This is a genomic window from Phormidesmis sp. 146-33 (genome assembly GCF_052939515.1).
On the sequence record NZ_JBJPHU010000075.1, the window covers coordinates 20,543 to 33,852 of the forward strand.

General features: G+C 49.8%; 11 protein-coding genes. 6 read left to right on the forward strand and 5 right to left on the reverse strand.

Annotated elements, in window-relative coordinates; genetic code table 11:
* Nucleotides 1-27: 27 nt before the first annotated feature.
* Complete coding sequence (locus ACJ2PR_RS24185) at nucleotides 28-297, reverse strand: GlsB/YeaQ/YmgE family stress response membrane protein (protein ID WP_446856174.1); 270 nt, start codon at nucleotides 295-297, stop codon at nucleotides 28-30.
* A gap of 559 nt (nucleotides 298-856) precedes the next feature.
* Between ACJ2PR_RS24185 and ACJ2PR_RS24190 the strand changes: the two genes are divergently transcribed.
* On the forward strand, nucleotides 857-3,313 hold the full coding sequence (locus ACJ2PR_RS24190; protein ID WP_446878864.1) for an ATP-dependent Clp protease ATP-binding subunit: 2,457 nt from the start codon (nucleotides 857-859) through the stop codon (nucleotides 3,311-3,313).
* A gap of 218 nt (nucleotides 3,314-3,531) precedes the next feature.
* Here ACJ2PR_RS24190 and chlP read toward each other — a convergent pair whose 3' ends face one another.
* From chlP to ACJ2PR_RS24210, 4 genes are all read right to left on the reverse strand, one after another.
* Nucleotides 3,532-4,755, reverse strand: coding sequence for a geranylgeranyl reductase (chlP, locus tag ACJ2PR_RS24195; RefSeq protein ID WP_446869043.1), 1,224 nt, complete (start codon nucleotides 4,753-4,755; stop codon nucleotides 3,532-3,534).
* A 263-nt stretch (nucleotides 4,756-5,018) separates the two neighbouring features.
* Nucleotides 5,019-5,408 carry a PIN domain-containing protein gene (locus ACJ2PR_RS24200; RefSeq protein WP_446869042.1) on the reverse strand — a complete coding sequence of 130 codons (390 nt, stop codon included), beginning with the start codon at nucleotides 5,406-5,408 and terminating at the stop codon, nucleotides 5,019-5,021.
* Complete coding sequence (locus tag ACJ2PR_RS24205; RefSeq protein WP_446856178.1) at nucleotides 5,398-5,625, reverse strand: hypothetical protein; 228 nt, start codon at nucleotides 5,623-5,625, stop codon at nucleotides 5,398-5,400. The genes ACJ2PR_RS24200 and ACJ2PR_RS24205 overlap by 11 nt, the downstream gene beginning before the upstream one ends.
* An 880-nt stretch (nucleotides 5,626-6,505) precedes the next feature.
* Nucleotides 6,506-7,474: a DNA-methyltransferase gene (locus ACJ2PR_RS24210; protein ID WP_446869041.1), complete on the reverse strand. Its 969-nt coding sequence runs from the start codon at nucleotides 7,472-7,474 to the stop codon at nucleotides 6,506-6,508.
* Nucleotides 7,475-7,860: 386 nt separating this feature from the next.
* On the opposite strand from ACJ2PR_RS24210, the gene ACJ2PR_RS24215 reads away from it, so the two are divergent.
* From ACJ2PR_RS24215 to ACJ2PR_RS24235, 5 genes are all read left to right on the forward strand, one after another.
* Entirely contained in the window at nucleotides 7,861-8,130 is a 270-nt protein-coding gene (locus ACJ2PR_RS24215; RefSeq protein WP_446869040.1) for a hypothetical protein, read from the forward strand.
* A gap of 227 nt (nucleotides 8,131-8,357) precedes the next feature.
* Nucleotides 8,358-9,035, forward strand: a complete 678-nt coding sequence (gene deoC / locus ACJ2PR_RS24220) for a deoxyribose-phosphate aldolase (protein WP_446856181.1) — start codon at nucleotides 8,358-8,360, stop codon at nucleotides 9,033-9,035.
* 89 nt (nucleotides 9,036-9,124) lie between these two features.
* The gene (recO, locus tag ACJ2PR_RS24225) at nucleotides 9,125-10,060 is read left to right on the forward strand and encodes a DNA repair protein RecO (RefSeq protein ID WP_446878865.1); all 936 of its coding nucleotides are present in this window, start codon (nucleotides 9,125-9,127) and stop codon (nucleotides 10,058-10,060) included.
* 17 nt (nucleotides 10,061-10,077) lie between these two features.
* Nucleotides 10,078-11,811 (forward strand): MFS transporter, encoded by a 1,734-nt coding sequence (locus ACJ2PR_RS24230; RefSeq protein ID WP_446856183.1) that lies wholly within the window; start codon nucleotides 10,078-10,080, stop codon nucleotides 11,809-11,811.
* Nucleotides 11,812-11,890: 79 nt separating this feature from the next.
* Nucleotides 11,891-13,138 (forward strand): glycosyltransferase family 4 protein, encoded by a 1,248-nt coding sequence (locus ACJ2PR_RS24235; protein WP_446856184.1) that lies wholly within the window; start codon nucleotides 11,891-11,893, stop codon nucleotides 13,136-13,138.
* Nucleotides 13,139-13,310 lie beyond the last annotated feature (172 nt).

The window sequence follows — 13,310 nt, forward strand, 5'->3', positions numbered from 1 at the left end:
GTCCTCTCTCGGCTCCCCAGTTTGGTTTTAGGCGGCATTCCGGGTGATCAGACCCCACAAGAAGATGGCAATTATGGCACCAATCACCGCCACAATTACTCCAGGAATACTAAACCCTGCGGCGGTTAGCCCTATCTGCCCTGTTGTGAGTAGTGTGACAACGCTGCCGCCAATAAATGCGCCGATGATGCCGAGGATCATAGTGCTGAGAAGTCCGCCGCCTTGAGTGCCCGGATAGATGGCTTTAGCGATCGCACCTGCAATAATTCCCAAAATAGCCCAAGCGATAATATTCATAGTTCTATTCCCCAACAGAGATTTTGTAGAAGTTTTGCTTAGTGTTTTGAGCCATGATTTGAGCCAAACGTTTTAAGCAAAAACTCTATCTTTGGAGGTAGTATATCTCCCAAAGTTCATTCTTTCAATGGATAGAAATGTTAATTATTATCTTCAATTCTTGGCGGTTTAGTTGGTAAGAATTGCCCAAACTCATTGAGAGTTCGTCGCCTTAAACACACCATCTTTGGGAATGTTTACTTAATTAGCTACAGGCAAAGTAAAAAGGAGCGATCGACCCACCTGCCCTAAAGTTAAAGCCAGAAATGACGGGGTTTCTGCACTGGACAAAGATATTAAGAAATTCGAGGAAGTTAAACATTTAGAGCGTAAATCTGGTGCCTACTTTTGTGGTTACAGTTACGACTCTGGCTTATACGGTTTTCCTCCCTAGTGGGTTAGCTTTGGGGATCGTTAGATTAGGGAGACATACTACAAGAAACTTTACGTGCATCCAACACCCGTCCCGCTCGTCGGTTAACCGAGTGGAAGCTGACAAAGCTTAGTGGAGAAAGTCCCAATGTTTGAATATTTCACCGAACAGGCGATCGCCGCCATCATCAACGCCCAAGAAGAAGCTCGTCGCCTCAGACAAAATTCTGTGGGCACTGAAGCGGTGCTGTTGGGCTTACTTCGACAAAAAGACACGATCGCAACCTCGGTTTTGACGGAGTTGGGCGTGACCCTGCAAGCCGCTCGCCAAGAAGTCGATAAAATTGTCGGGCGGGGCACCGGTTCATCGCTAGCGGATCTGCCTTTTACGCCAAAGACAAGACAGCTTTTTGACCATGCCCTCGAACAGGCGCGTCAACTTGACCATCGCTACGTCCACCCCGAACATCTGCTGCTGAGTCTAGTCCAAGACAATCAGGGCGTGGGTGCAAAAGTGTTGACCAACCTGGGCGTTGATCTCGCTCAAGTGCGCTTGATGATCATCCAGACCCTCGGAGAAGTGGCTTCCGTTCCCGCAGGGGGTTTGAAGGAACGTCCTATCCGAAATTCTTCTGAGCGTACCCCTGGTTTGGATGAGTTTGGGATCAATCTGACCCAAAAAGCAGCCGAGGGCAAGCTCGACCCAATTATCGGACGGCACACTGAAATCGATCGCGTGATTCAAATTCTCGGTCGTCGCACCAAAAACAATCCCGTCTTGGTGGGCGAACCAGGTGTCGGTAAGACAGCGATCGCCGAAGGGTTAGCCCTGCGAATTTACAATCAAGACGTGCCTGAGATTCTGCAAAACAAGCAGGTTGTCAGTTTAGATATGGGCAGTCTCCTGGCAGGCACCAAGTTTCGGGGCGAATTTGAAGAACGCCTGAAACAAGTTATGGATGAGGTGCAGCAGTCAGGCAACGTTATTCTGTTCATCGACGAAATTCATACCCTGGTGGGTGCGGGTGGCGTGGGTGGCGGTATGGATGCTGCAAATCTGATGAAACCTGCTTTGGCGAGAGGTTTGATCCAGTGCATCGGGGCGACCACGCTGGATGAGTACCGTCAAATCGAGAGCGATGCTGCCCTAGAAAGACGATTTCAGCCTGTGAAGGTCGGTGCGCCCAGTGTTGAAGACACGATCGACATTCTCTATGGATTGCGCGATCGCTACGAACAGCACCATCAATTGATCATCAGCAATGCGGCGATCGCGGCGGCGGCTAAACTGTCCGATCGGTATATTACAGATCGATTTCTACCGGACAAGGCGATCGATTTGATTGATGAAGCGGGGTCGCTTGTGCGGTTGAGACATACTCATCAGTCGGCAACCAAAGCGCTCAAGAAAGAACTGCGCGAGGTCACCAAGTCTAAGCAGGCAGCCGTTACCCTTCAAGATTTTGACAAAGCGGGGACGCTGCGCGATCGTGAACTCGAACTCGAAGCCAGCCTGCGCGGAGATGATGCTCCTGTGAATGCTCAATCGCCGATCGTCACCGAAGAAGATATCGCGCAAGTGGTTTCTTCCTGGACGAGCATTCCTGTCAATCGGTTGACCGAATCGGAATCGGTGCTGCTGCTGCATTTAGCAGATACGTTGCACGAGCGAATTATCGGACAAGATGAAGCCGTCACCGCCGTTGCGAGAGCGATCAAACGCGCCAGAGTTGGCTTACAGAATCCCGATCGCCCGATCGCCAGCTTTATCTTCTCTGGGCCGACTGGAGTCGGTAAGACTGAACTCGCCAAAGCTTTAGCTGCTACCGTCTTCGGTTCAGAAGAGGCGATGATCCGACTGGATATGTCGGAATTTATGGAGTCCCACACCGTTTCTAAGCTGATTGGCTCACCTCCAGGGTTTGTTGGCTATGACGAGGGCGGTCAGCTTACCGAAGCCGTTCGTCGCAAGCCTTACACAGTCATCCTGCTGGACGAAATCGAAAAGGCTCACCCCGATGTCTTCAACATGCTGCTGCAAGTCTTAGAAGACGGGCGACTGACGGATGCTAAAGGTCGGACGGTCAGCTTTAAAAATACGCTGCTGATCATGACTTCTAACCTTGGCTCAAAGGTGATTGAGAAAGGTGGCTCAGGGTTGGGCTTTGAGATTGCTAGCGGCTCGTCCGAATCGCTTCAGTACAATCACATTCGCACACTGGTCAACGACGAGTTAAAGAATCACTTCCGTCCAGAATTTCTCAATCGTCTGGATGAAACCATCGTCTTCCGTCAGTTGTCTCGCGACGAGGTGACCCAAATCTCGGATCTGCTGATTCAGGAAGCGGCAACCCGTCTGAGCGATCAAGGCATCCACCTCGAAGTCAGCGATCGCTTCAAAGCTCAGGTCGTCACCGAAGGCTACAATCCCAGTTATGGGGCGCGTCCGTTGCGTCGGGCGATCGCTCGTCTGCTCGAAGACAGTCTAGCTGAGGCGTTTCTGTCGGGTCAGATTCAATCTGGTGACACGGCGATCGTCGATGTCGATGATGACGGTCAGGTGCAGGTCAAGTCACAAAAAGCGCTGGTGGCGGTTAGCTGTTAGTCTCTGACTATTAAAAGCCCTTAGCGATCGGCTTAACTTGAATCAAATTGCCAAACCACGAGGCCTGGCAGTCTGGATCTGGGAGTCGATCGCTAAGGGCAATTTTTTGGTAAATTCAATGGAACTATCCGCTTCGGTACTGAGTGCTTGTGCCCCCAATTCTGAGGGACTGCCCGAACTTGTAACCGCAGCGCAAAATTCTATCGAATCCAGGTTTTTTAGGGTGCTAACGCATTGCCGCGAATCAGACTGCCCAGGGTTTTCGCGGTGATTTTTAGCTGCACCAAAGGATTCGCCGGAACGACCGTCTTGTACAGATAGCTGTCAAACGTCAACTTCTGCACATCGATGTCAGAACACATTTCTACAAAGGCTTCGCGAGTGGCATCCGATCGATAAAAGACCGTTTGCAAGATGTCCAGCACTTTATAGGTGATGCCGTATTTTTTGTCCCAACGCTTGAGATAAACCTTCAGATCAGACTCTGTAGGAATTTTTGCGCCATTTTCAGAAAATTCGACGATTGTTTCGGCACACATGCGGGCAGACTTGGCGGCAAAGTAGATGCCTTCTCCCGAAGATTTGGTCACTGTCCCGGCAGCGTCTCCGACCAGAGCAACTCGGCCCACCACTCGGCGAGGTCTGGGATGCTCAGGAATGGGATGCGCTTCGACGCGAATGATCTTGCCGCCTCTGAGTTTCTTGGCAGCCCTGGCGCGAATGCCTGCTTGCAGCTTTTTGATGTCTGCTTTGTTGGGCGACATGGTGCCAGTCCCGACTGCGACGTGATCGTATTTGGGGAAGACCCAAGCGTAAAAATCGGTCGAGACATCATCGCCCACGTACATTTCGGCCAGGTCTTCGTAGTAGGCCATTTTGTCTTCGGGCAGTCTGATCCGCTCTTGGAAGGCGATCGCATACCGATAATCTCCGGCATCAATGGCTTTGGCGATCCGTGAGTTTGCGCCGTCTGCCCCGATCACGAGATCGACCTTGAGCGTTTTGGCGGTTCCTTCGAGGCTGCCATCCGAGTGATCGGCGTAGTGCAGCGTATAAGCGGCTTTGTCAGACGAGGGAATTTCTAATTTGTGAACCGTGCCGTTGATCAAAACTGCTCCAAGCGAGACGGCGCGATCGCGCATAAAGCCATCCAACACTTCGCGGCGACACATGCCAATATATTCGTCATCTTTGAGCGTGTGACCGATGTTGACCTCCACATTCGACGGAGAGATCATCTTCATCTTGCGGACTTTGCGATCGATAATATTTTCGGGCAGATCAAACTCGGCCACCATGCAGAGAGGAATCGCGCCCCCGCAAGGCTTTACGTTGTCTAATTTGCGTTCGATTAAATAGGTTTCAATCCCTGCTTTTGCCAAGGTTTCTGCCGCAGAAGACCCTGCTGGGCCTCCGCCTACCACTGCCACCCGTAGTGCCAAAGGTTTTCTCCCATTCTCTAAAAGCTACGAAAGCATGGTATCACGGACGTTTTGCCGAATTGTTCATACTCTCGTGAACTTGAAACAGAGCTTAACAAAAGGGGTTTGTATTTACAGATGAAGTTTTGAGTGACAAACCTCTGAACCTGAGTGTGAGCAATGCTTTCACTCGATCGCTCCGGTTGAGCGACCGCCAGCAACCTTTGCATCCATACCAGAGACCTTCGCCATGCTCCGATCGGATTGTTATGCGGCGGCTTTACTCACCACGCCACTGTTTGCAAACTCTCGATTTCTTGAAAATGAGCATCGCGTGTTACCAAAATCAGAGCGTGTTGCAGGGCAAGGGCTGCAATCCAGACATCATTCTCAGGTAACGGACGACCCTTGAGCCTCAACTTATTTTTGACCTCACCGTATTGCCTCGCAGTTTCAGCGTCACATCCCAATATCGTGCTGCTAGCAACCAGGTCGTCAACTCTTGCTAAATTTGCTTCCACTCGTCCTGATTTTCTGGCTCCATAACACAACTCGTCAATCACAAAACTTGGAATGAAAACTTCGTTGGTCTGAGCGAGATTGCTTTTGACGACTGCTTCATCTGCAAAAAGAGCAATAATAATGTTGGTATCGAGCAAATACCTACCACTCATCAACATCTACCCGTTCACAATCCTGCTCGATCGCCTCACGCATTAACTGGAGATCGTCCGGAGGAATTGAACCTGCAAATCGTAGCAATTGCTGCCCTGGAGTTCCTCGAACTTCAGCTTTTACTAACGCCTGAGTAAATTCAAGCACTCGTTGTTGCAAGTGCTGCGGCATTATTTCTAGCCGTTTGATCACTTCATTGATAATGAAAACACTCATTTTCTCCTGCTTTTCTTAAGGCCGTAGATGATCACTACGATTGCTGCGCCATCTACTTTATTGTTTGACAACAGTATATCCACTGACGTACTTTGTGCCGTCTGGTAGTGACATCCACACTCACTCGACATCCTCGCCATTTTCTAGCTCAACACTAATGACGCGATTAGCTGGTAGTGAAGAGGATGAAACTAAGGATGGAGGTGCAACCACTATTCTCTTTTATTTATCTTCTGACATAGCTACTGATCAATCGTGGAGTGCATCTTCATTTTAGTCAACTAAGCAACTAGCTGTCGAGGTAGGGTCGATAGGGCTTCTTTTAGAAGAAAATGACTACTTGATGCTGATTGACTGACAAAACTTCTAAAACCCTTCATTTCCCGCAGGTTGGTGTTGAGCAAAGCAAAACCCAGCAGAGGCTTCTCCAGCGTTTGGTTTCACCCAGGTTTAACCCAACCTAACCCAAAAGATTTGTCAGTCAATCAGCTACTTGATGTTCTCACTCAGATGTACCTTCCACCTCAATCCTCCGGATAGTTGAAGGCGGCATAATTGATGTTTCAGCATTCAGTTTCTTTGAAAAGTACAACAATCTCTCGCTGCGCTGCCCTCCCGCCCTGCACTGAAAGTACGGGCTAATTGAGAAAAGTCCACTGAAGGGACTCCAGAGCCATTTCAACTTCTTTAGCCCGTTTTAATGGAGTTCGCACCGTGAGCCACGACTTCCAGTGCAGGGTGGGTGAATGCGATGAACGACCACCTTTAAACGTCCTTTAGCAATTAGTCCGTATTAGTTCGTTTCAACGGAGTTCGCGCTGTGAGCCACGGCTTCAGTACAGAGCAACTGAATGCAACAAACGGCTGCCTTTAACCTTTTTCATGACTCTTTTTTCTGCATCGCCAACGTATTTCGCTCCCAAAATACGCCATCGGCAAACCCCTGGATTGTGGAAACGGTGTCTGCAAGCTCAAGGCGGCGCTCGGTCAGCAGACAGTATTCTTCATCTTGCTCAATGCCCAGATAGCGTCGGCCTAACTTTTTGGCAACGATCGAAGACGTGCCGCTGCCCACAAAGGGATCAAACACAAAATCACCCGGATTGGAACTGGCCAAAATTAACTTGGCGATCGCTTTCTCACTTTTTTGCGTCGGGTGATGGGTGTTTTCTGACATCGACCAAAACGGAATCGTGATGTCTGTCCACAGATTAGAAGGATGAGTGTCGCGAAAGTTGCCGCGATCGGTGGCCTGCCAATCTTTAGGAACCCCGTCTTTGCGATAGGGAGCCAGCACTTTTCTCCGAAGTTTCACTGCGTCAACGTTGAACGTGTACTGATCAGAAACGGTGCAAAACCAGATATCTTCGCTGGCGTTTTTCCAGTTGGCTTTGGCTCCGCGCCCTTTTTCTCGCTCCCAGGTGATGCGATTTCGGACGGTGAAATGTTGGGCAGCGACGGTAAAAATTGACCCCGACGAAAACCAATCGCCACAGATGTAGATTGAAGCCGTGGATTTGAGTAGCGGTTTTAACGCAACGATCGTTCCTTCTAGCCACTCCGTATACTCATCGACCGTCCGCTTAGAAAACTTGAGTTGGTTAAATTCTTTGGTCAGATTATAGGGCGGATCTAAAATCAGCAGATCTACGAATGCGGCAGGCAGATGATCGACCCATTCCAGGTAATTCCCGCAGAGCGTGCCGATCGGAGCTTCCGTAAATTTCTGGTTATTGGTGAAGTTGATTAAGCGCGATCGCAATCGGATGCAATCAGCAGGAGTTAGCTTGATACTACGGTTGCGCTGAGAACGAACACTGAGATCTGCCGATGAATAGTTTTCTTCCATTACGATGTTCTGAGTCGTCAAATCAAGAGTTGTGAAGAATTACGCAGTGAATTGTAAAGAATACATTAGTTTTCCGTATTTTTTCTGTAAGCATATTTATATTAATTGGTATTAACAGTAGAGTAATGGGCTTTTTTCCTTAATAAATCCTTGAATACCATCAGAAATTGCCTCTAACGGAAGAGGATGCACATTTAACAGAAAGAGTAGAGTGACGTATCAGTACACTTATCTACGGGTAAACACTGAGCTTGTTCTGGAATTTCTTAAATCCCTCATGAAACCATTATGAAGTTTCAGTATTTTTACTGGATGACTTCAGCATAATTGCTTAAAATGTTCTGCAAGGGTCATTCGTCTGCTGCTTTATTACTCAGGTTGCTAAAATGAATACCTTTTCAAAAATCGCTTGCCCTCTGGTTTTGGTTACGGTTACGGCGCTCGGAGTTTCTCAGGCTCGTTCCTCTCTAGTCAGCATCCGCGAATCTAACCAATCCGGCTCCGAGCAAACTTTAGAAAAAGTGGGCGCGATCGTGACATCCAAGGTGACCAGTTCGATAAGCTTGCCATCACATTCGCCATTTTCCTTCAATGCTGCCTTCAGTCCAAGTCCAAACCCTGCCCCCAGCGGTACGGGCGGTGCGGGGTCGCGCTAACCTTAACTAAAAAACCCTTCCGAAGAAATCATTTAATCCAAGCAGGCTGTCAAGAAAGCCACACAGTCCGTAACTCTTGACCTCTTAGGGGGTAGGAGGTACGGATTATTTTTTGCTCTTTTTGTTTTAAGAAAGGATGAAAGGAATTTAGACAGTCCCCACGAAAGTGAGACGTGATCGGCTAAAGTCCAAGAATGGTCAGTGTTTTTAAGAATTAGGTTTCATCAATGGCAACATCTCCAGACATTGATATCGCTCCTTATATTGATCATTCGCTCTTGTCTCCGACTGCCACCGCCAGCCAGGTTCAACAGTGGTGTGATGAAGCCGATCGCTTCCGATTTGCGACGGTCTGCGTCCAACCTTGCTATGTTCGTCAAGCCGTTGAGTTGCTGCACAACAAAAAGCCCAAAGTTTCAACGGTGATTGGCTTTCCTACCGGAGCGACGACCTCAACCGTCAAACTCTACGAAGCGCAAGAAGCCGCCGAAAACGGAGCCGCCGAGTTAGATGTCGTAATCAACCTGGGACTGCTCAAAATGGGACAGGTCGATGCCCTTCACAAAGAAATCGCAGAGATCTGTGAATCCACCAACCTGGTCATCAAAGCCATTTTAGAACTGTCTCTATTGACCGATTCAGAAAAGCGATTGGCGGCCGAAATCTGCATGGATGCGGGCGTTTCCTTTCTCAAAACCAGTACAGGCTGGACGGGCGGCGCAACGGTAGCCGATATTCGCCTGCTCAAAGAAATCACCCAAGACCGGGTAGGAATTAAGGCTTCTGGAGGAATACGCACGATCGACCAGGCTCTAGAGTTAATTGTCTCAGGTGCAACTCGGCTCGGCACATCACAGGGCCCTGATCTGCTTCGTCAACGCGATACTCTAGGTAAGGAGGGATGAGGGATGAGGGATGAAAAAGTCATTCTTTGTTTTCATCTCAAGTCCTGGCTCCAACCTTGCACTCACTATCTATATGTGAAGATCTATATGTGAAGTACGTTGAAATCTCCGTTTCAAACCCCTCATCCCTCATCCCTCATCCCTTCTTCTTTCCTCCCTTCATGAGCCGCACCTACAAAGCAACTGGAATTAATCTCAAAACAATGCCCCTGGGTGAAGCCGATCGGATCTTGACGGTTTTGACGCGGGAGTTTGGCTTGATGCGGGTTGTGGCGATCGGGTGCCGTAAGCAAAATTCTAAGCTGGGGGGCAGAAGCGGTTTGTTTGTTGTGAACGAATTGATGCTAGCTAAGGGCAAGTCACTTGACAAAATTACTCAGGCTGAGACGTTAGAATCCTATCCGGGGTTGGGGCGTGACCTTAAAAAACTCACCGCAGGACAATATCTCGCTGAACTTGTTTTGCAGCAGGCTCTAAGCGAACAGCCTCAAGAAGATCTGTTTTATCTACTCAACGAACATCTCGCACGACTGGAGCGATCGCCCTCTTCTCAAGTGCTCTCTCATCTCACCCACGCTGTCTTTCAGCTTTTGGTACTCGCCGGGATTGCTCCTCAAGTGCATCAGTGCTGTGTTTCTCAAACTCAATTGCACCCCGACCTGACGGATTCTAGCTGGCAGGCAGGCTTTAGCACCGTTGCCGGAGGAGTCGTCACCCTCAAAGAACTCGAACAAATCCGTCTAGAAGATCAAGGTTTAACCGACTTAGAGAAACCTACCCAAATCTCCAACTTCAAGACTTCCCACTCCAAAAGATCCGCCAAACTCAACACGCTGCTCAATGCCACCGAACTCACACTGCTGCAACAACTGGCACAAGCTAACTTGTCTGACCAGTCCTTTCCATCGGTTGAGACTGCCTGGTTTGCGATCGAGCGCATTCTCCGCTATTACGCTCAATATCACTTTGACCAGCCGATTCGGTCTGCTGCCTTGATCGACACCTGTTTTGCTCCCGCTCCGTGACCCTTTGAGTGCTAATCATGATGCGATCTTCTGACTTTCTGTTGATGTCCTCTAGCGACCCTTCTCCCAATCGTGGCCCTGGCGATCGGGGGGTGGGCAATCCCAAAACCTCGCGATCGCCCAATCTAGCGCAAAGAGTGACTCGACCTGATTCGGATGCATCGGTTTTCCCTGATAATGGGTTGAGTGAGGAGAGTGTGCCCGCGATGCTGAGAACGCAAGATACCCCATCGGATGAGTGGGACGAGATAAATTCGCAGGAAGCGATCGCCCCCAATTCGTCGCGTCAAAACGGCACAAGCAAACATTTGTCAGACGATACAAACGGCGATCTCGTACCGCAGTCCGATCCGCTCAAACTTTTGAATGAGGCGGCTGCGCTAGAGGAAAAAGAAGCTGTGCCTCTGGATGCTGAATCAGAGAGCGAGTCAGAAAGCGGCTTTGCCCCCGTTTTGAGGAACCGTAATTTTTTGACGCTGTGGGCCGGGCAGGTTTTTTCTCAGCTTGCAGACAAAGTGTATCTGGTGCTGATGATTGCCTTGATTGCCAGTCGCTTTCAGTCTGAGGGTGAGACGATCAGCGGCTGGGTGTCGTCAATTATGATCGCCTTCACGATTCCCGCAGTTTTGTTTGGGTCGGTGGCGGGTGTGTTTGTCGATCGCTGGTCAAAAAAAGGCGTTTTGGTCGCTACAAATTTATTGCGCGGGGGGTTGGTGTTTGCCTTGCCGCCACTGCTGTGGATCTCCAAGGATTGGGCTAGAGTGCATGGCTTGCCTGTCGGGTTCCTCATCATGTTGGGCATCACTTTTTTGGTGTCTACCCTGACCCAGTTTTTTGCCCCCGCCGAGCAGTCCGCTATTCCATTAATTGTCGAACGTCGCCATCTTTTGTCTGCCAATTCGCTCTACACGACGACGATGATGGCTTCGGTGATTATTGGCTTTGCCGTGGGGGAGCCGCTTTTGGCGCTGGCCGATGCGATCGTCGCTCATCTTGGCGGCGTTTTTACTGGGATTGGACGAGAACTGCTGGTTGGGGGCGGTTATGCGATCGCGGGTCTATTGCTGCTCTTTTTGAGAACCGGGGAGAAACTAAAAGCCTCGACCAATGGCATTACGCCTGACGAACCCGAAGACTATCCCCACGTTTGGGAAGACATCAAAGACGGATTGCGCTATCTGGGCAAAGAAAGCCATGTTCGCAGTGCGCTGATTCAGCTTGTGATTTTGTTCTCAATTTTTGCCGCGCTGGCCGTGTTATCTGTGCGCCTTGCCGAGGTGATCCCAGAGATCAAATCCTCTCAGTTTGGCTTTTTGTTGGCGGCGGGTGGGGTTGGCATGGCCTGTGGTGCTGCGATTATTGGCTACTTTGGGCAACGGCTGCCTCATGCTCGATTGGGGCTATATGGGTCGTTGGGTATGTCTGCGTCCTTAGTCGGGCTGGCGTTCTTTTATCACACGCTTTGGGTGACGCTTCTACTGATTGCGCTGTTGGGCGGATTTGCCTCTCTGGTGGGCATTCCCATGCAGACAACCATTCAGCAAGAAACGCCAGAAGAAATGCGGGGTAAGGTGTTTGGCTTGCAGAATAATGCAATTAACATTGCTCTGAGTTTGCCGTTGGTGTTGGCGGGTGTGTCTGAGACGTTGTTTGGGTTGCGGGCTGTATTTTTGGCACTTGCTGCCCTGACGATCGCAGGGGCTACCCTTACCTGGTATATTTCCCGTACAACGATTTCTAAAACAAGCTAGAGATTAGTGGTTAGTCGTTTATCTCCCTTCGACCACTAACGACTAGCGATGTACGAACCCTCTTACGACATAACCCCGAATGCACATTGCATGGCTTGGCAAGAAAACGCCGTTTTGCGGAAACGTGACCTATGGTCGAGAAGTCACCAACGCTTTATTAGATCACAACCATCAAGTTAGCTTTCTACATTTTGCTCAGGAGGAAGACGCACCTGATAACTGGCCTGACATTCGAGAGGTGCCGATTCCTTTTTTCTACAAGTCTCAGCTTTATACGATTCCCACTTTAAAGTCCAGTCGAGTTCTGATCCAGGCGCTTCAAGATTTGTCGCCCCGTCCAGATATCGTTCACGCTTCGCTGACGCTTTCCCCGCTGGATTTTTTGCTGCCTGAGATTTGTCAAGAATTAAATCTACCTCTGGTGGCGACGTTTCATCCGCCCTTTGATCGCAAGCGGCGCAACCTGACATCGGGCACTCAACACTTGATGTATCAGCTTTATGCGCCTTCTTTAGCAAAGTACGATCGCATCATTATTTTTTCTCAGATCCAGCGTGACCTCTTGATCAAATTGGGCGTACCGAGCGATCGGATTGCTGTGATCCCCAATGGCGTAGATACGACGAAATATTCTCCCGGCAAGTCCAGCTTTAAGGCGCAGATGGGCGGCGATCGCATTTTTCTTTACCAGGGGCGCATCGCGCCCGAAAAGAACGTCGAATCGCTACTCAAAGCCTGGAAGCAGGCAAATATGGGCAAAAATAGTAAACTCGTCATTGTGGGCAATCATGGCACGCTGGCTGCCTCACTCATTCCTTTTTACGGAGAAGAACACGGGATCGTCTGGTTGGGATTTATCGCGGATGAGCAACGCCGGATTGAGATTCTCAGAGGGACGGATGTGTTTGTGTTGCCGTCTTTAGTAGAAGGGCTATCTTTATCTTTGCTAGAAGCAATGGCCTGTGGTGTTGCTTGTGTGGCTACCGACGCGGGAGCCGATGGAGAAGTCTTAGAAGCCGAGGCGGGCGTAATCATCAAAACCCAGGGGGTTGCGTCTCAGCTAAAAACCCTTTTGCCCCAACTGCGCGACCACACCACCTGGACAGACCTTCTGGGCCAAAAAGCACGCCAGCGCGTCGAAGAACGCTACACCTTAAGCAGTAACATTCAGCAAGTGATTGCTCTTTATCATCAGCTTTTGGTGGACTACCACGATCGCAGCAGTCGCATCCGCATCCCCGCCAATCTACCTGCTCGCGACGCGATTCCCTCCTGGAATTCTCACCGCAGCGATTCGCAAAATCGTTCAAAAGACTGGTTTTTGTAAAGGAGTGGCTTCCAAGGGTGATGGGAGCGTTGGCGATCAAATGCCGATCCACAGGCTTCTCGATAGAGTGTGCCATCAGTTGAGCCAGATTAACGTCAGTTCGAGGAACGCTTCGCTTTTAACGTGAATTCGATGAAATCCCTCGCTGTGGCGATCACTCCAGGCAGCCCCC